Genomic DNA, 18,386 nt, shown 5'->3' with positions numbered 1-18,386 from the left:
AACTAAAAAAAGCCGCTTGTTCAAAACAATGCGGCTTTCTCATCTTTGTATTGGGCACTCCTTTAATCCAATGGCAGGTGACCTGTTTTCACTAGGATGACGGTCTCTTCTTCCACATAAGGGAAATGCTCACTCATGTGAGGGCTACGCATCCATGTGTGTTTTGGATACTCGCCATGTTCATCTTTAAAGGTACCGGACAACACAAAGATCTCTTCACCGCCAAAGTGACGATGCGGCTGAAAACGTTCGCCAACTGGCCACTTAACTAAAGCGACATGCTCGTGTTCGAATTCATGCAGTGGCATCACTTGTAAACCGCCGATACCTGCAAGCCATTCCGTTTCTAGCGTATTGATACGAACTTGAGTTAAGTCTCTCTCATCAAACTGATTAAGCTTAACCAAAATCGTGCAGCCATTTTTGCTTGATGGAGAGTGCGCGCTACCCGGCGGATTACGGATATAAGTGCCAGCAGGGAAGTCTCCTGTTTCATCTGAGAACACACCCTCTAATACGAAGATCTCTTCGCCTTGTGGATGTGGGTGCTCAGAAAACGAAGATTCAGGATCGTACTTCACCACACTGGTCGTGTGGCCCGATTCTTTCTCTTCTCTTTCTAGAGGCTTACGCCATACCCCTTTGGCAGGGCTTGCAATCCAATCTAATGATTCGGTTTCAATAACCAGTTTCTTTGAAAAATCCATGTTGAACATAATGGCGACCTTACTCTTGTTATCGTTTTAATTATTCTTATTATCTTTCTAGCTTTTATTCTACGCGAATACTCATCAAGGAGGCCATCTCGCTGCTATTTTGCCTGCGCGACAGCCACCTAAAAAGAACCCTAATTAATTACGACCAGCAATCACACCGCCATCAACATCCCAGATTGCACCCGTTACCCAATCTGCACTGTCTGACAGTAAGAAAGAGATGCTATTGGCGATGTCTTTCGGTAAACCGACTCGACCAATCGGGTGGAACGCGTTGAAGCCTTCTAACGCTTGATCCACTTCTTCAGGTTTAATGAAAGATTCGTAAATTGGCGTTTTAACCACAGCCGGGGACACCGCATTCACACGAATGTTATGCTCAGCCAGTTCCATTGCCATGTGCTGTGTTAATGCGTGCAGGCCTGCTTTAGCCATTGAATAGGCAGAAGATGGCGTCGCTTTGATTGCTTGCTTACCCCACATAGAACCAACGTTAACCACATTGCCACCGCCGTTCTTGATCATCAATTTGCTTATCGCTTGAGTGATGAAGAAGGTTGCTTTATTCAGCTGCATATATTGCTCGTAATCAGATTCTTGGTGCTCAATAAACGCTTTAGGGTTGAAATAACCTGCAGCATTAACAAGGTAACCAATACCTTCATCTAACGACTCAAGGTGTTCGATAAGGCGAGACACACTCGCACCATCATAAAGGTTAGCTTGCCAACCAGAAGCGTGGCCTAGTGATTGAAGTTCTGACACCGCTTTATCTAACTTAGTTGGGTTATTGCCGACAACCAACACATGGATGTTCTGAGCGACTAACTGCTTCGCTGTTTCAAATCCCATACCACTTGTGCCACCGATTACTACTGCAATACCATTTTTAGTGAAGTTCATTTTGTTATCTCCTAAGTCATGTGAACGTGGTAATCTTAGGCTTTGAACTAACACTATGAATAGTAAGTACAAATCGGTTAGGTAGGTACTTATTGGTACATCTTTATGAAAAATCAGGAAAACTTTTTTTCAAGAAAATCAGCACCAGAGCGCTCAGCTCGCATGGTAGAAACCATCTACGGCTGTAAATGGTCGCTAACGGTTTACCAATTATTGGCAAATGGCATTAATCGCCCCGGTGAAATGGTGCGGTCAGTAGAAGGATTATCGACCAAGGTATTGAATGAATGTTTGAAGCGAAATGTAGAGTTCGGGATTTTAGATAAACAAATGTTCAACGAACTGCCACCAAGAGTTGAGTATCAAGTGACACCCTTTGGTGAGAAGTTCTTATTGATACTAGACCAGCTGGAAAACCTGCAAAACGAAATCGACGAGATGTAAGCCCACGCTAATCCGTTCTATTGCAAATAATGGACAGCACGCACTATTTAGCTCACTGGTATTTGCTCAAAACGGCCTTTTACAAAATCAATGAAGGTTCGGATTCGGCTTGGTTGATAGCGGTCTCGATGGTAGATCGCTGAAAAGTCCACTTTCGGCACCACCCACTCATCAAACACTTGCACTAGTTGTCCGTCATTGAGTTCTTGTAAACAATAGATGGTTGGCACACGAATAATTCCGTTGCCTGATTTCGCGCCCTGTACCAACACTCGGCCATTTTTGCATTGCAACCTGCCCGTCACATGCACATCAACCGTTTTCTTGGTGTCGTCCAAAGCTTGAAAGCTCCACTTGCGCACTGACCCCGTTAAGCAATCATGATGGATCAGATCTTTGGGGTGATTTGGCTTCCCTTTGCGAGCAAAATACTCAGGGCTCGCGAGTGTTCCCATCTCAATGTCTAAAAGCTTTCTTGCGATAAAGCCCGCGTCTTCTAAGCTTCCCATGCGAAAAGCGATATCAAACGCGTCTTCAATCAAGTCGACTCGGTTGCTACTGAAATCAAGGCTAATACTGATGTCTGGGTAGAGCTGCATAAACTCATTCACCAAATCCGCGATGATCACTTCACCCAAATAACCGCCAACACAGTTTACTTTTATGTCGCCACGTACTTCTTCGACATCATCCACAGCAGCAATCAGAGCTTGGTCTATATTATCTAAAGCTTGTTCACATCTCGCGTACAGATCTTGCCCTGCATGCGTCAGTCTTAAGGTTCGAGTAGTACGAATAAACAGAGTCACACCCATCTGTTTTTCTAAGCTACTCACTTGACGTGACACGTGGGAACGCGACACATCAAGCTCCTCTGCCGCTTTAGTGAAGTTACCTAAACGCGCGATAAGTACGAAGGAGCGAATATCAGACAGGTTAATTTGATTGAGCATGGTCGCCAGCTTAGTTGTGAGATTTTAAGATGATGAAGTAATAAAGTGTGCACCTTTATTGTTGCACCACCGCAACAGTGTTTCAAGTAAAGCGCTATATATCAACAATGCTATTTTCCTTAATATACCTCCATCGCAACGAAGCAAGGCAACAAGCACTTGATTCAAATGCACTTAAACAATACGTCGTAACCACCCGACGCAATAAAAGTACAGAGGAAATAAAATGAAAAAACTAATCGTAATTACAGGTGCAAGCTCTGGTATTGGTGAAGCAATCGCTCGTCGTCTAAGCGATGAAGGTCACCCTCTGCTACTTTTAGCTCGTCGTGTTGACCGCCTTGAAGCGCTTAACCTACCAAACTCTCTATCAGTAAAAGTAGACGTGACAGACAAAGCGTCTTTTGATGCAGCAATCGCACAAGGTGAAGCTAAATTTGGCCCTGTAGACGCGCTTATCAACAACGCTGGTGCAATGCTTCTTGGTCAAATCGATACTCAAGACGCTCAAGAGTGGAAGACAATGTTCGATGTGAACGTGATTGGCCTTCTAAACGGCATGCAATCTGTACTTGCTCCGATGATGGAACGCAACACAGGTACTATCATCAACATCAGCTCAATCGCGGGTAAGAAAACTTTCCCAAGCCACGCGGCTTACTGTGGTACTAAGTTCGCGGTACACGCTATTTCTGAGAACGTTCGTGAAGAAGTTGCCGCTTCAAACGTTCGTGTTACGACTATCGCACCGGGCGCTGTAGAAACTGAGCTTCTGTCGCACACTACCTCTCAAGAGATCAAAGACGGTTACGATTCTTGGAAAGAAGACATGGGCGGCGTACTGGCAGCTGACGATATTGCTCGCGCGGTATCATTCGCTTACCAGCAACCACAGAACGTTTGTATCCGTGAAATTGCTCTAGCACCAACTAAGCAACAACCATAGAAGTTAATTATCACGCATATATTTGTGATGCATAAATAGAAAGCGCCACGACTTAACAAGTCGTGGCGCTTTTGTTTTTGTTGAGTCTAGTTACACGCAGTAACCGTGATTAAAACTCAACGCGATAAACTGATGTGCTACCACTTACTTCGTTCCCAACCGCAATAAAGTGGTTACCAGAACGGGCGAAATACTTGATTGACTCTGGGCCTAAATCACCCGCTTTAGCGTTGTACGTATCGTTGTCGCAATCACCGTCTTCATCAACCTTAGTGCACACTGGTTGTGTAAAGTCTCGGTTGTTCAAGTAGCTGATGAAACTTGCAGTTTTAGGCTGTGTTACGTCGTAAACCATGATGCCACCTTGGCGTTCAAGACCAATAAAGGCATAGTGCTTACCGTTAATCTCAGCCACTTCGATAGCTTCAAGCTCAACCCCTTTATCATCACTGCGATCGTCACCACTTTGGTTGTTATCATTGGTGCTGTTGAAGTTTGCAGGATCTTGCTCAAGAACGATTCGAGCGAAATCATCACCGCTATCAAACACTAACTCGCCTGCCTCATCCCAGATAGAGAAAGAACGGCTACCGAATGCTTGAACCTTTTGGTCAGCAGCAAGTGTCTCTTGTGGCTTAATCACTTTAAGACGAGCAAGTTGCTTATTGTCTTTGAGTGCCCCAGCCAATGGGTGGTTCGCGTCAACGTCTAGCTTCTTGCCACGCACTTCATCGACATAAGCAATACAAAAATCTTTTTCTGTGGTGTAGTTTTCGGTGCCTTGATAGTCATCACCATCCCACTCAAAGCCTTTGTCGTCACACAATTGTTGCGTCGTCTTGATGCCATATTCACGGCCGTCGCCTTCGTTTGCAGTCACAATGTAGGTGTTACCATCAACACTGTAGCTGGTGATGCTGTCTGGCATGTAAAGGCCTTCTAGCATTGCGTAGCTTTGTAGGTTACCTATGTTTTTGTCTTTATTTGACGCATCCAACTGAGCAGTATCCCAAGGCTTTCCACCTAATCCCAGAATCGCATCCACTTCTGCACTCGCCACGTCAATTGCTGCCAATGCATTGTTCTCTTGCAGGGCTACGTAAAGCTTTCCGTTATCAGCAAACGTTAGGTATTCCGGTTCAAGGTCTTGAGCAACGGTTGCATTAGGCGCCGAGATTCGAACCTTGTCGGTTAGTTCTGCATACCGTGGCTGACCTTGGTTAAATGCCTTAAAATCAATCTGCGTGACTTTCGCTTGCAAAGGACCATTGGTTAAATCAACCAGTGTCACTGAGCCTTCAGGATCAATGCTGTAATCCGAATTCGGCTCTCCTTCATTTGCAGAGGCAATATAGTGACCATCTTTCGAGAAGCTCACCATATCCGGTAATGCACCAGCCGTATAAGTAGTGATCAGCTCTAGCGTGTCTGAGCGATACAGAGCAATGATGCCATTTTGTTGCTTGTCGGCGTTTTCAATCACGACAGCAACTAAACCCTGATGAGTAGATACACTGTTCGCAGCACCGATATTAATACCAGAAGCCGCAGCGGCTGATTGAAGGTCGATAGAGCCCTCAGAAGTTGGTGCGCTGTCAGCGTCCATCGATAGCACATCAACTTTTTGTGCTTGAGCGTTAACCACATAAAGCTTGTCGGTACATGAATCGTAGCTGACGATTTCGGCTGCAGAAGTATCAAACGGGGCGTCAGCAATAGCACGACCAACCAAACTAATTCCAGAAAGAGTGGCATCTGTCATGTTCGGTTGTTGAATGGATTGGCATTGGAGGCTAAAAGTATCAAGTGACGTTTGAGATGATGTTGCAGTCGTTGATGGTGTTACCAACGTTGAAGTTGACTGAGAACACCCAACCAGAGCAGAACTTACCGCGATAGGCAGTAATAGAGCCAGCTTATTAAATTTACGATTCATATATCCTCCATAATTAGAATCGAGATCATAGGAGCCGAATATGACAGTTGGCTTTCTGTTTTATTAACAATCTATTACGAATGAGGAATATTCTTCATTAATAAAGTTAGCTAGCGAATAAACAAAAAAAACGCTCAAGCGGCTGGTGCTTGAGCGCCTTTAGTAAACTAATAGGGAGGGTTAGAAGTTGTAACCACCACCGATCATGAATACCCATGGGTCGATATCAACGTCTGTTGAGTACTGTTTTCCACCCGCTTTGTATTTCGCTGTAGTGCTAATGTCTGCATACCAAACTGACGCATTCAAGAACCAATCTTCATTGATCATGTAGTCCATACCGATGTTTGCAGCAAGACCCCAAGAGTCATCAAGAGACAGGTCACTCAAGCCTGCATCTTTACCAGTGCCATTAAGTTCTTCATCAAAGAAGACAGTGTAGTTAATGCCCGCACCCACGTAAGGGCGGAAGTCGCTGTTCGCTTGGCCGAAGTAGTACTGAACCATAAACGTTGGCGGAAGGTGTTTAGTGTCAGCAACTTTACCTAAACCATTAACAGAAATACTGTGAGAAAATGGGCTCGCGGCTAATACTTCAAAACTGATGTTATCAGTAAACATGTAGCCGAAAGTAAGGCCAAGCTGAGTATCAGAATCAACCGAGAACTCTAGGTCTGGATTGTTAAGTACAGCGCCGCTGCTTTCGTTTGGAGATACCGTTGCTGCACCTGCACGGATGATGAAATCACCTTCTTTATGAGCAAGAACATTGGTTGACATAAGAGCCGCAATAACCGCAATACCACATACTGTTTTTTTCATTATAATTTCCTTTTGAGGGCTTAATTCTTTATTGGTGAATGAGTAATCATTTCTTATTTTGCGTGCAAGGTAGCACAGAATAACCCTACTTTATTGATGGAAATCAATTTGTGAAAAGTTGTGATTATTTATGTAAATTTATATCGACCCGATCACTTTATTCCTTCATTTTATTGACAGTTTTGTAATGCAACTTTCACGTGCGTCATCTTGTTAATTCACCCCCTCACTTTGCCCAGAACTCTTCGGATCAAAATAGAGCAAGCCAATATCTCGTACGCATCAATTTGGTGCAGATCTACAAAAATCACTCCCACCTCGCTTAATATTCAATGAGTTACATTTGGCTTAGTGCTTGCAAGTCTATGTTCATAATCATAAATACATTGAGGTTCTGACCATGCAAGACACTCTAACAATCGTTCTGGCCGGCGGTGTTGGCTCTCGGCTTTCTCCCCTCACCGATAACCGTGCAAAACCTGCGGTGCCCTTTGGTGGCAAATATCGAATCATCGATTTCACACTCGCGAACTGCCTGCATTCTGGACTTCGCCAAATTCTGGTACTGACTCAGTACAAGTCTCACTCTTTGCAAAAACATTTACGTGATGGTTGGTCGGTGCTTAACCCCGAGCTCGGCGAATACATCACCAATGTTCCTCCACAAATGCGAACGGGTGATAGCTGGTATAGCGGAACAGCCGATGCGATTTATCAGAACCTGTATTTGCTTTCTCGCAGCGAAGCGAAACATGTGGTGGTGTTATCAGGCGACCATATTTATCGTATGGACTACGCGCCAATGCTCAAACAACATAAACAGAGCGAAGCCGACTTAACGGTGGCTTGTATGGAAGTTTCGATTGATGAAGCCAAAGAGTTTGGCGTTATGGAAATCAACGAATCGCATCAGATAAACAACTTCACAGAAAAGCCCCGTTATCCTGCCTGCGTACCCGGAAGGCCAACACGAAGCATGGCTTCAATGGGGATTTATATTTTCGATAAAGAAGTGCTTACACAAGCACTATTGGCGGATGCAGAAGATCCAAATTCCAGCCACGATTTCGGTAAAGATGTGATACCTAAATTGGTAGGGGATAAAAGCGTTTATGCCTACAAATTTGGAGACACCGAAGGCAGAGTTACACAAGATACTTATTGGAGAGACGTTGGTACCCTCGACTCTTATTATCAAGCCAATATGGATTTACTAAAGCCAGTTTCCCCTATCGATTTATACCAACCCGATTGGGCAATCCGCACTTACGAACCTCAATTACCACCCGCTCGAACCATCGCTTCAGTTGAAGGGAATCAAGGGATCTTCATCAACTCGATGATCGCAAATGGTGTGGTGATAGAAGGTGGTTCAGCGCAGAACTCCATCTTTTTCCCAAAAGTTAAAGTCAACAACGCGGCCATTGTTATTGACAGTATTCTGTTTGAAGATGTTGAAATTGGGAAAAATTGTCATATACAAAACTGCATCATCGACAAGCATGTGAAAGTGCCTGTTGGTACCCAAATAGGTATTGATAGTAGAGCGGATTCAGAACGATTTCATATATCAAAGAAAGGCGTGATTGTGGTGCCCTCTTCTTACCAATTTGAAGAGTAATCTTGGTCATTGTAATAGCTTTTCTTTAAACGAAAAAAGGCAGCGAATTCGCTGCCTTCTTAGTAATTCACACGGCCTCAGTTAAACCCTAACTGTCCATGCATTCGATTAAACAGAAACCCTTAGAAAGGCCCTAGCTCAATCATTTGAGCAATCACAACTGAAATCAAAGCACCCACCGACCAGAACAAGAACAGCGGTAAGAAGAAGCGAACCCACTTAGTGTAAGGCACTTTTGCAATAGCCAATACCGCTAACAAGCCACCATTGGTTGGGTAAATATAGTTAGAAATACCATCACCCAGTTGAGAAGCCAGTGCTGCTACTTGACGAGTCACTTGACCAATATCTGCCAATGGAATGATGATTGGCATAGTGATCACAGCTTGGCCACTGCCAGACGGAATGAATAAGTTGATCGCAGCCTGCGAGAAGTAGATCCCTGCCGCTGCCACGAGTTTAGAGCTACCAGAAATGATCTGTGCGAGATAGAAGATAATAGAATCGACGATCTTCGCGTCTTCCATAATGGTTAACACTGATCGAGCGAAGAAGATGATCAGCACTGCCACCAATACATCGCTAACACCTTTGGTCCAATATTCACAAATCTTATTCGGAGACAAGCCCGCAACCAAACCTGGAATGATCGCCATTGCCACGAATGCACCCGCAATCTCAGTGAAACCGAAACCCATCGTCAGCGTGCCGAAGATCATGTATGCGAATACGCCCAAGAACGCGATGCCCGCAAGCTTTTCACGAGTAGTCAGTGTTTTCGCTTCAACGCTAGATTCGTAGTGGTAACCCGTACCATGCAACAAACTTTTGGTTGGATCTTGCTTAACTTTACGCGCGTAGTTAAGTACATACCAAGCACCCGTTAGCAACATGAACATGCCAACAATAAAGCGGTACCACATGCCTGAATACATAGGCAGTTCAGCAATAGTGTGTGCGATACCCGTAAAGAATGGGTTAGCCAAAGCTGCAGCGAAACCGGCACAACTTGCCAGTAAAACAACGCCAAGTGCCGTGATCGCGTCATAGCCAAGCTTAATACAGATCGGGATCATCAAAGAGATAAAAATGACATCAAGCTCACGCATACCCGTGAAGGTGACGTTGAAGAAAATCGCCGTCATGATCACAGGTGCAATCACGTACAAGCCTTGCTTCTTTAGCTTCGTCGTCAGCGCAACAACGGATGCGTCTAACAAACCCATGTGTTTGATAATGCCGAAAGCACCACCAACGAATACCACAACACCCATCACGCCAGAAGCGGATTTGAAGCCTTTAAAAAATGATTCGAAAAAAGAGGCTAATGTCGTTGGGTTACTAGCTAATAATGTGTAACTGTCTGGGTCAATCACCGTGCGACCATTCATGACCACTCGTTCAAACTCACCAGCAGGGATGAAGTAAGTTGCGATTGCAGCAACAATAACCATGATAACCAAAGAGAGAAACGGGTGGTTTACTTCTTTCTCTATCGGAGCTGTGTTACCAGCTTGAGATGTAGGTACGGACGTAGATACCGTAGTCGTCATATAGACTCCTTACTTGTCAGCAACTAAGGAGTACTTAGCCGCCGAGAGGGATTTTTGGAAAAACGAAACCCTTCACGCAGAACTAAGTTCGCGCTAATTTAGGCTGTTTCAAAAAGGCCTTTGATAGATGGTGCTCTCAAATGTACATAGTGAAGTAGTGAGTACTACTCTCTTTGCGTCCGAGCAAAATGCAGATGTTCAGCCAAATCAGGCCAAACTGAATGAGGTCATTACGGGCAGATAAACAAAGAAATCCGCTGAGTAATATGTTTTTTATCAATTACAAAGACAAGCCGCGCATGCTAACACAACGAACGGTAAATTGTCAGAAAAGTGTGAGTTTCGTCATGTTTTGGTGGGCTTTAAAAAAGCGCCCCATAAAAACAGGGCGCTTTTCTAAAATTGAATCAAATTACTTAGGTGCTAATTCATAGTTTTCTTGCATCTCATGAGGGGCAATCCCGTACTCATAATCCGCTAAGTAACCATCCTTATAGACCTTCATTCCCTTCTCATCCCAGCTCACTTTGATCATCGCCGTGTTGCCATCTTCACTGCCTAACAGCTCAAGCATTTCAGCATCGATCTTAATCGCTTTAATGGTTTTAATACGCTTAAAGGGCTTAAATTCAGTGATCGAGGTTGGCAAAGATCCGTAGCTGCTGATCCATGTCTCTTTAGGTACTAGCCATTGGTTGAAAACATCATCCACAATCGCTTTCGGCATGCTTGCGATAACAACAGAATCTGTCATTACGTTGTTTGTCTCTAAGCTGTAGCCACCCTTCCCGTCTGAAACATAAGTAGGAAAATCAATGCCAATTTCAGACTCGGCTGGTAAACGACCTAAGGTGACCGACTTCTTAACGTACAGTTCTGCCGTTTCAAACTGCTGCATGATCTCTGGAATTTTCTGAAACTCAACAGGGGCAGCAAAGGCATTAAAAGCGAAAGAAAGGGAAGCTGCGATTACAGCGAATTTAACAGGCATTTTCATGTTAACGGATCCAAATAGAAGATGGCAGTTAGAGTATCCCGCACTAAAATTCATCTCAATATCTCATTGTTCTTTATATCAGTAATTGTGATATCGACAGAGCAGATATGTTTTGTTCACTAAAATGGATGTGGATTTATAAAAGCAGACTAGAATAAGTATTTGGAGTGATGCGTGATTAGGGCGATAAAAACTAAGTTGAAAGAGTGAATTGGAGTAATACTTCAAAGGTGAGGGATTTTTAAACACGTTTGAAATTCACGAAACATAATATGCGACCAGTTCATCGGACTTTCAAGGGAGTAATGGGAGATTATTTGATAACACTGAAGTGAATCACACATGTGCTATTTCGCAGTTGGTTAAACTCACCGATGTTTGCTACGTTTAAATGACACAGTCATTGGAAAGGTATGATTTATGAAAATAAATGTTCAAACACATCACGTATCAATTAACGACGAGTCACGCAAAGACATCGAAAGTAAATTCGAGAAGATATCGAACCATTTCCCATCACTGATCAGTTGCGACATCATCATTACTAAAGAACACGGTCAACATCAGGTAGAAGTATTCACCAACTACGAAGGTGTACGAGTAACAGCAAAATCTACAGACGATGTTATGTACCCAGCTATCGCTGCAGCACTCAAGAAACTTGAAGCAGGCTTAAGTAACCGTAAGGGACAATTGAAAGCAGACCTACACGAGAAACCAACGAGCACGAAGCCAGAAATCGCTTCGGACATCATCCAAGAGATGAAACTGGTATAACTCGACAAGTAGTTAAAGCTCACTAACGAATAGAAGCGCACAAGAATTTCAAAGCCAGCACATGTTGCTGGCTTTTTCGATCTACCCCTCAATTTCTTTATCAATCTATCACTTTGATTTTTCCTATCGCGACGGCCTAACCCCTTCACTTCCCATCTTAGAGCCAAGCCCAACTCTATATCGTTTTTAGCAAACTTATGTCACTGGCTGCTATAACAATCGCTAGTCGTATTTGGTACAGTTATAAGCAGAAATTTAGAGAATAAAGGAATCTTTATTATGAAAAAAATCGCGCTAATTCTATTTCTAGCGACTCAACTGATGGCTTGTACAGAAGTGGGCAGTGAAGCTTGGTGTACAGATATGAAAGAAAAGCCGAAAGGCGACTGGACTGCCAATGAAGCCGGTGATTTTGCTAAACATTGTATTTTCTAAACACGGTTAAGCGTTAATTAACGACACTGAGTGAAAGACGTTTAACGACGAACTGAGCACTCCACGCAACACAATAAACCCGAATAAGTGAGTTTGAGGATGGAACACCAACTAGGTAATGACTGGCAACACATCAACTGGGTATTAACCGACGTCGATGACACGCTCACTTGGCAAGGTTCACTCCCTCCAGAAACCCTGATTGCGTTACAAAAGCTGAGAGACAATGGAATCAAAGTGGTCGCAGTAACGGGAGCCTGTGCTGGTTGGTGTGACCATATTGCGCAGCTTTGGCCTGTCGATGCCGTGCTTGGAGAGAACGGCGCCTTCTTACTAGAGAAGCAAGATAGTGCATTACAACTCTCATCTGAAACACCGCTAGAACAAGTGCGTCAGAACCAAGCTAAGCTAAAACAAGAAGTTGAAGCGATCTTGTTGAGTTATCCCGACCTATCACTAACTTTGGATCAATCTTACCGCTTGTGTGAGGTCGCGATTGATATCGGCCAAAACCGTAAGCCTGTTGATCCTGAAACTGTTCAAGCGGTACTCGAAAGAATACACGCTTTAGGCGCACACGCGACGGCAAGTTCGATTCATATCAATGCTTGGTATGGCGAACACTCAAAGAAAAACGCAGTACACCGCTTCCTTGCTGATAAAGGCTTATCGCTTGAGCAAATCCACAATGAGGCTTGCTATGTCGGCGATTCAATGAACGATCAACAGATGTTCGAATCACTACCACTCACCGTTGGCGTGGCAAACATTAAGCATTATTGGGATAAGTTAGATCATCATCCAAGTAAGGTGATGTCGCAGCCGGGTGGCTATGGGTTTGCAGAATTTGTGGATGCGCTGCTGGCAGTTAAAAGCTAGACACTTAAAAACGAGTCACGCCCTTCTAACAAGGTCTCAGGTCACTCAATAGACATAAAAAAACGACCGCTAGGTAGACCGAAGTACCTAGGGTCGTTTGAGCTTCAAAATGCTAGATAAGCTCTTAACTTTGACACATCACACAAAACACGCTGCATTGCACCATATGTTTATATGAGTTTGTTACGGATGTGGATCACTACGGCTTCTGCAACGATAACCACTGCGAAGATACTCACTAATACCATCGAAACTTTTTGCCACTCAAAAAGGTTCTGCGCATCGTTTAGCACCACGCCAATACCACCAGCGCCCACTAACCCCAATACCGCAGATTCACGCACATTGATGTCCCAACGGAACAACACGATGGAGTAGAATGCGGGCATCACTTGTGGCCAATACCCTTTAAGCAAGATGCTCATCCAAGAAGCGCCTGTTGCGCGCAGAGCTTCGATAGGCCCCATGTTCACTTCGGCAATCGCTTCCGCTAACAGCTTCCCTACAAAGCCGATACTGCGAATGGCAATTGCCATAATGCCTGCGAGAACACCGGGGCCAAATAGTGCGATAAACAACAAAGCCCAAACCAATGAGTTCACAGAACGTGAAGACACCAAAAAGAATTGTGCCACCCAGTTCAGCGCTTTATTAGGTGTGATATTTGGCGCGTTCAACAACGCCAACGGAATCGCAAATATCAAGGTAAACAAGGTACCTAACGTCGCAATGTGCAGTGTTTCAATCATCGCTGCGTGGATTGATTCAGGATAGAAAGCGTAGTCCACTGGCACCATACGCTCGAACATGTCAGCAAACTGCGCTGGCGCGTCGTATAGGAACTCTGGAATCACTTCAACCGTCTGCCAAGACCAAACAATCGCACACACTAAGCTCAGGTAAACGGCAAATCGAGCTACTCGTTCATTTGGTGTAAAACGCTGCCACTCTTTATCGATAGATGCTGTTGTCATTAGAAGATTCTCCTAACAATGTTGGAAAGAAATTCACCCACAAGAATCAATGCGATAATGGTGATCAAAATAGCGGCAACGAAGTCGTAGTCAAAGCGTTGGAATGCCGAAAATAACGTGCCGCCAAGGCCGCCCGCACCCACAATGCCAACCATGGTTGAGTTACGTAGATTTGAATCCAACTGGTAACTAGCAAAGCCAATAAAACGAGTAAATACTTGAGGCATTACCGCATACAAAATGACGCTGATAAAACTGGCACCGGTTGCTTTAATCGCTTCAACCGGTTTAAAAGATATCTCTTCAATCGCTTCTGCAAAAAGCTTGGCAATAAAACCAATCGATGCGAAGACCAAAGTCAGGATCCCAGCTAGGGCACCGAAGCCCACCGCTTTCACAAATAGGATTGCGATGATCACCGGGTGAAAAGAGCGACATAGTGCAATGAAACAACGTATTGGCGTCGATACGATTGAAGGCATCATATTTCTCGCAGCTAACAAGCCCAGAAACAATGAAATAACGATGCCAAAGAAGCTTGAGATAATCGCAATCTGTAAGCTTTCCGCTAATCCACTCAGCAGTAAGCTAGTACGCGAAAAATCAGGCGGAAACATTCTTGATAGTAACCGCTCACTTTCACCAAAACCGATGACCAAACGATCAAAGGTTAGCCCTAACGTCGAGAAACTGTAAAACAGATAAGCAACTATCGCAGCGATGATTGCTCGGTTAGTCCATGAGGTTTTGAATGGGTTTTCATGCTTCGCTGGCGACTGGTTTGACGGTACGCTTGGCGATGAACTTGGGGTTAATCCAGCCATGACTCACCCCCGTAAATGATTTTTAGATCTTCTTCTGAGATCCCTTCAGGGCTACCGTCATAATGCACTTTACCGTTACACATGCCGATGATGCGCTTGGCATAACGCTTGGCTAAGTTCACATCGTGGATGTTAACCAACACGGGAATGTTTTTCTGTTCTGCGAATGTCTCCATCAACTCCATGATCTCAACCGCGGTTTTCGGGTCGAGTGATGAAGTCGGTTCATCCGCCAATAAGATATATGGGTCTTGCATAACGGCGCGAGCGATACCGACACGCTGTCTTTGGCCGCCCGATAAACTGTCGGCACGTTGGTTAGCAAAGTCTTGCAGGCCAACAAATTCAAGTAACTCGAACGCTTTTGCTAGGTCTTGCGCAGAGTAGTTGCGACGCCATGCATTCCAAGCGGTCATGTAACCCAAACGGCCACTCAACACGTTCTCGATAACCGTTAAACGTTCGACAAGGTTATATTCTTGAAACACCATGCCGATGTGTCGACGCTGTTTACGTAGCGCTTGGCCTTTTAATTGAGTCAGATCTGCGCCATCAAATATGATCTCACCTTGGCTTGGATCGTTGAGTCGGTTGATACAGCGTAGAAGTGTACTTTTACCTGTACCAGATGGACCAATGATCGCGATGATGCCTGGTTCATCGATATCAATATTAATGCCTTTAAGGATTGGCTTGCCTGCCACATATTCGTGGAAAAGGTTGTTTATCTTTATTCCTTCATAGCTTGCTACGGCCATACTGCATTTCCTTGTGCGAATTTTCGAATGATCTATGCCCTACCCGCGAGGGCATAGATATTTAGTTGAAGTAGGTATTTTAAAAGGGCTAAGTCTTTCTAAAACTTAGCCTTCTAATAGAAAAAGAGTTAGCCGTTGTTTGCTTGTTTTGCTAGCTCAGCTGCTTTTTTCTTTGCGCGTTTAGCCGCATCTTTTTCAGCCAATTTCTTCAGGCCTGTTTTGGTGTAAGCCGTACCTGTCGCATGAGCGATATCACGAATCACATCCCACTCTTCTTTGTAGCTGATTGGCGAGAAACGATCTGCACCTTTAAATGATGCGCTCATCTCTGGTGTAAAGCGGTAGCTAAAGAAAGCTTCGTTGATCTTCTCAACTAGCTCTGGTTTTAAGTTGTACGCGTAACCAAAAGCAGACGTTGGGAAACGTGGGCTACGGTAGATGATCTTCAGTTCAGAATCGTCAACACGACCTGCTGCTACCATACGATCGTACACGTCCGATGCCACAGGTGCTGCGTCATAATCTCCATTGAAGACACCTAGAATCGATTGGTCATGCTTGCCTGAGTAAAGCACTTTATAATCTTCATCTGGCACTAGGCCTTTCGCTGGGAATAACGCACGTGGAGCTAGGTTGCCAGAGTTGGAAGATGCAGAAGTGTGTGCAACCTTTTTGCCTTTCAGATCAGACATTTTGTTAATGCCGCTATCTTTACGCACAATCGTGATTAGGTTGTAGCCTTGGAAACCAGACTCATCGCCCTTCACCGCAATTGGAACGTAACCTGCCAAGTTAACTGCGTAGCCTGTTGGGCCCGTAGAGAAACCAGCAACGTGCAGTCGACCAGAACGCATCGCTTCTACTTGCGCAGAGTTCGAGTGAACTGTGTAGTAAATCACTCGCTTACCTGTAATTTTACTTAGGTGAGCTTGGAAATCCGCAAACGCATCTTTGTACAACGCAGGGTCTTCTACTGGCGTGTAGGTAAACACAAGCGTACTTGGGTCATTCCACTCATCTGGGTTCTTTGGTGAATCGGCCACCAAATCTTGGTTTTCATCACAGTATCGATCGTCTAACACACCACGACTAGAGCAGTCGCTTGCCATAGCCATTGAAGGAAGTAGTAATGAGCTAGCGATTAACAGTCCTTTAACACTGATTTTCATATTCAAACCTTACTTTTACTTATTGTTGAAAGTCACCTTAGCTACTGCAGCCTTCGTGCCATATTTTTATTTATTAAATTTCAATAACTTACAACAAAACTCAAACTAGCCAAGATCTTTTGAGTCATTCGTGTCCAACTAAAAATCCATCATTTGGGTCATTTCTGTCCCACCAATTTCAGTGGTAAAAAAAGAGCCCGAAGGCTCTTTGGTTCACTGCTTTTTCTCTTATTATTCTTTGGCTAAGCGCTCTCTATACAAACGCTATAATTAGCGACGTAACAGCGCTCTCAGAATCGCCTATGCGTCGCTGTCCATGCAGTTAGCGTAATAAGTTACCGTTGCAGGCCAGTCGCTGAATACGCCCATCACACCCACATCTTGTGCCAGCACATCAAGCATTTTCATCATATCGCCATCATTGTTGATGCCGTCCTTCACGCTCTTGTAGTACCAACCACCGCCTTGCGCTAGCGGGCCAGAACGTTCCAGTGTCCATGCGATAATGTCGAGGTCTGCATCCTTAGCCAGTTTCGCGTAATTAGACGCCACTAATTCGTTGTTCTTATCAAGTTCAACCAAAGCAAACAGAGGTGGTGCGATGATATTCACACCCGCATCGTGCAGTTCTTTCATGTTCTCAACAGACGCGACAAAGTCCGTTTGCTCATAAACACGGTCATCAAGGTAAACCGCTTGTTTGCCGAACTTCGGCGTTTCATTGATCCAATACTTCACATCATCCAAGTTAAATGACTGTAGGTAAGTCTCAGAAGGCTTGAAACCCGCCTCTTTCAGTTCATCCACCAACTTCTGCGCGTACATCTCTTGGCTAAATCCATTGAAAGGCATGTCTACTGCTGCCGATTTCAATTCAGGTGTGACCTTAACGCCGTGCTCTTTAAAGAGTGCTGCACTTTCTGCGTGTGTCATCAGTGTGCCACTTTGACTGTAAAGATCGGTTCTCCAACCTGGAGTTCCGTTCATGTACTCTTCAACCGTGGTGGCTTTTGGGTTCGCACCATCCATTTTTCCTTTTAACGTCTTAAACTCAGCCAACGTGAAATCAGAAGTACGGCACTCCACCTGAGCATCTTCACCTGTCGTTGGATTAGCTGGTGTAAACGGGGTTGAGCACTTCTTAGCAAGATCTGGGTGCGCTAATACATCGGTTGTGGTGTGCAGATCACTTTGCGAGTGACGACATACCAACGCCTTATCTTTGGTAAAGGTCACATCACACTCTACAACACCTGCGCCCATTTGAATCGCCGCTAAATAGGATTCCTTAGTGTGCTCAGGAAACTGCATCGCAGCTCCGCGATGCCCAATAGAAAAATCACTACGATGAAAAGGTCCTTCGCTGCAACTCAACAGCTTAGTTTTCAAAGGGCTCTCATCCATATTGTTGACTAAAAAGAAGGGACGAGGTCCTAAGTTTGCTGGTTCTGCAGCGGCCCATGCCGTTATTGAACTCATGCCTAATATCAGAGCAATCGAACCTTTCAGTATTTGCTTCATGTTTGTATCTCCTTGCAACAAGCAATTATTTTTCTAATGTCCTTTATTCGATCATTCAATGTTGGATAGCTGTCATATATAGATAGCTGTCATATGTTTTTTGACTCAACACCGAATAACCTCGTGTGGGCTGACGCCACAATGTAGGGGTTGCACGC

Annotated in this window: 18 protein-coding genes; 6 read left to right on the top strand and 12 right to left on the bottom strand. The window is 44.5% G+C overall.

Going from position 1 to position 18,386, the window contains the following annotated elements; translation table 11 throughout:
* Nucleotides 1-62: 62 nt before the first annotated feature.
* Together AC3CH4_RS19900 and AC3CH4_RS19895 are read right to left on the bottom strand one after the other, a co-directional pair.
* Nucleotides 63-716 (bottom strand): cupin domain-containing protein, encoded by a 654-nt coding sequence (locus tag AC3CH4_RS19900; RefSeq protein WP_488543664.1) that lies wholly within the window; start codon nt 714-716, stop codon nt 63-65.
* 135 nt (nt 717-851) lie between these two features.
* Nucleotides 852-1,619, bottom strand: coding sequence for an SDR family NAD(P)-dependent oxidoreductase (locus AC3CH4_RS19895; protein WP_171331020.1), 768 nt, complete (start codon nt 1,617-1,619; stop codon nt 852-854).
* Nucleotides 1,620-1,724: 105 nt separating this feature from the next.
* On the opposite strand from AC3CH4_RS19895, the gene AC3CH4_RS19890 reads away from it, so the two are divergent.
* A complete protein-coding gene (locus AC3CH4_RS19890; protein ID WP_004733017.1) occupies nt 1,725-2,063 on the top strand; it encodes a winged helix-turn-helix transcriptional regulator in 339 nt (112 codons plus the stop codon).
* A 47-nt stretch (nt 2,064-2,110) separates the two neighbouring features.
* Here AC3CH4_RS19890 and AC3CH4_RS19885 read toward each other — a convergent pair whose 3' ends face one another.
* A complete protein-coding gene (locus AC3CH4_RS19885; RefSeq protein WP_488543663.1) occupies nt 2,111-3,016 on the bottom strand; it encodes a LysR family transcriptional regulator in 906 nt (301 codons plus the stop codon).
* Between the two features lie 226 nt (nt 3,017-3,242).
* Here AC3CH4_RS19885 and AC3CH4_RS19880 point away from each other — a divergent pair, with 226 nt between their 5' ends.
* Nucleotides 3,243-3,962, top strand: coding sequence for an SDR family oxidoreductase (locus AC3CH4_RS19880; RefSeq protein ID WP_010433036.1), 720 nt, complete (start codon nt 3,243-3,245; stop codon nt 3,960-3,962).
* Nucleotides 3,963-4,071: 109 nt separating this feature from the next.
* On the opposite strand, the gene AC3CH4_RS19875 is transcribed toward AC3CH4_RS19880, so the two are convergent.
* A complete protein-coding gene (locus AC3CH4_RS19875) occupies nt 4,072-5,898 on the bottom strand; it encodes a choice-of-anchor I family protein (RefSeq protein ID WP_488543662.1) in 1,827 nt (608 codons plus the stop codon).
* Between the two features lie 180 nt (nt 5,899-6,078).
* A complete protein-coding gene (ompW, locus tag AC3CH4_RS19870; protein WP_488543661.1) occupies nt 6,079-6,720 on the bottom strand; it encodes an outer membrane protein OmpW in 642 nt (213 codons plus the stop codon).
* Nucleotides 6,721-7,120: 400 nt separating this feature from the next.
* On the opposite strand from ompW, the gene glgC reads away from it, so the two are divergent.
* Nucleotides 7,121-8,341 carry a glucose-1-phosphate adenylyltransferase gene (gene glgC, locus AC3CH4_RS19865; protein WP_488543660.1) on the top strand — a complete coding sequence of 407 codons (1,221 nt, stop codon included), beginning with the start codon at nt 7,121-7,123 and terminating at the stop codon, nt 8,339-8,341.
* A gap of 122 nt (nt 8,342-8,463) precedes the next feature.
* Here glgC and AC3CH4_RS19860 read toward each other — a convergent pair whose 3' ends face one another.
* Nucleotides 8,464-9,894, bottom strand: coding sequence for a YfcC family protein (locus AC3CH4_RS19860; protein WP_171314370.1), 1,431 nt, complete (start codon nt 9,892-9,894; stop codon nt 8,464-8,466).
* Nucleotides 9,895-10,306: 412 nt separating this feature from the next.
* Nucleotides 10,307-10,891, bottom strand: coding sequence for a hypothetical protein (locus AC3CH4_RS19855; RefSeq protein WP_488543659.1), 585 nt, complete (start codon nt 10,889-10,891; stop codon nt 10,307-10,309).
* A 420-nt stretch (nt 10,892-11,311) separates the two neighbouring features.
* On the opposite strand from AC3CH4_RS19855, the gene hpf reads away from it, so the two are divergent.
* The 3 genes from hpf to AC3CH4_RS19840 all read left to right on the top strand — a co-directional run bounded on the left by hpf (nt 11,312) and on the right by AC3CH4_RS19840 (nt 12,982).
* Nucleotides 11,312-11,668 carry a ribosome hibernation-promoting factor, HPF/YfiA family gene (gene hpf / locus AC3CH4_RS19850; RefSeq protein WP_004733000.1) on the top strand — a complete coding sequence of 119 codons (357 nt, stop codon included), beginning with the start codon at nt 11,312-11,314 and terminating at the stop codon, nt 11,666-11,668.
* Nucleotides 11,669-11,947: 279 nt separating this feature from the next.
* Nucleotides 11,948-12,103, top strand: coding sequence for a DUF3012 domain-containing protein (locus AC3CH4_RS19845; RefSeq protein WP_081279990.1), 156 nt, complete (start codon nt 11,948-11,950; stop codon nt 12,101-12,103).
* A 99-nt stretch (nt 12,104-12,202) separates the two neighbouring features.
* Nucleotides 12,203-12,982, top strand: a complete 780-nt coding sequence (locus AC3CH4_RS19840; RefSeq protein WP_237290133.1) for an HAD-IIB family hydrolase — start codon at nt 12,203-12,205, stop codon at nt 12,980-12,982.
* Between the two features lie 170 nt (nt 12,983-13,152).
* Here AC3CH4_RS19840 and phnE (AC3CH4_RS19835) read toward each other — a convergent pair whose 3' ends face one another.
* The 5 genes from phnE (AC3CH4_RS19835) to AC3CH4_RS19815 all read right to left on the bottom strand — a co-directional run bounded on the left by phnE (AC3CH4_RS19835) (nt 13,153) and on the right by AC3CH4_RS19815 (nt 18,228).
* Nucleotides 13,153-13,956: a phosphonate ABC transporter, permease protein PhnE gene (gene phnE, locus AC3CH4_RS19835; RefSeq protein WP_004732994.1), complete on the bottom strand. Its 804-nt coding sequence runs from the start codon at nt 13,954-13,956 to the stop codon at nt 13,153-13,155.
* A complete protein-coding gene (gene phnE, locus AC3CH4_RS19830) occupies nt 13,956-14,780 on the bottom strand; it encodes a phosphonate ABC transporter, permease protein PhnE (RefSeq protein ID WP_054541529.1) in 825 nt (274 codons plus the stop codon). The genes phnE (AC3CH4_RS19835) and phnE (AC3CH4_RS19830) overlap by 1 nt, the downstream gene beginning before the upstream one ends.
* Entirely contained in the window at nt 14,768-15,538 is a 771-nt protein-coding gene (gene phnC, locus AC3CH4_RS19825; RefSeq protein WP_004732991.1) for a phosphonate ABC transporter ATP-binding protein, read from the bottom strand. Before phnC ends, phnE (AC3CH4_RS19830) begins: the two co-directional genes overlap by 13 nt.
* A 128-nt stretch (nt 15,539-15,666) precedes the next feature.
* Nucleotides 15,667-16,707, bottom strand: coding sequence for a phosphate/phosphite/phosphonate ABC transporter substrate-binding protein (gene phnD / locus AC3CH4_RS19820; RefSeq protein ID WP_004732989.1), 1,041 nt, complete (start codon nt 16,705-16,707; stop codon nt 15,667-15,669).
* Nucleotides 16,708-17,007: 300 nt separating this feature from the next.
* The gene (locus AC3CH4_RS19815) at nt 17,008-18,228 is read right to left on the bottom strand and encodes a glycerophosphodiester phosphodiesterase family protein (RefSeq protein WP_488543658.1); all 1,221 of its coding nucleotides are present in this window, start codon (nt 18,226-18,228) and stop codon (nt 17,008-17,010) included.
* Between the last annotated feature and the right edge of the window lie 158 nt (nt 18,229-18,386).

The sequence above is a fragment of the Vibrio sp. QJM3NY_26 genome (assembly GCF_057786005.1).
The sequence above is the reverse complement of the archived record's forward strand: the minus strand, read 5'-3'. Positions and strand labels throughout refer to the sequence as shown.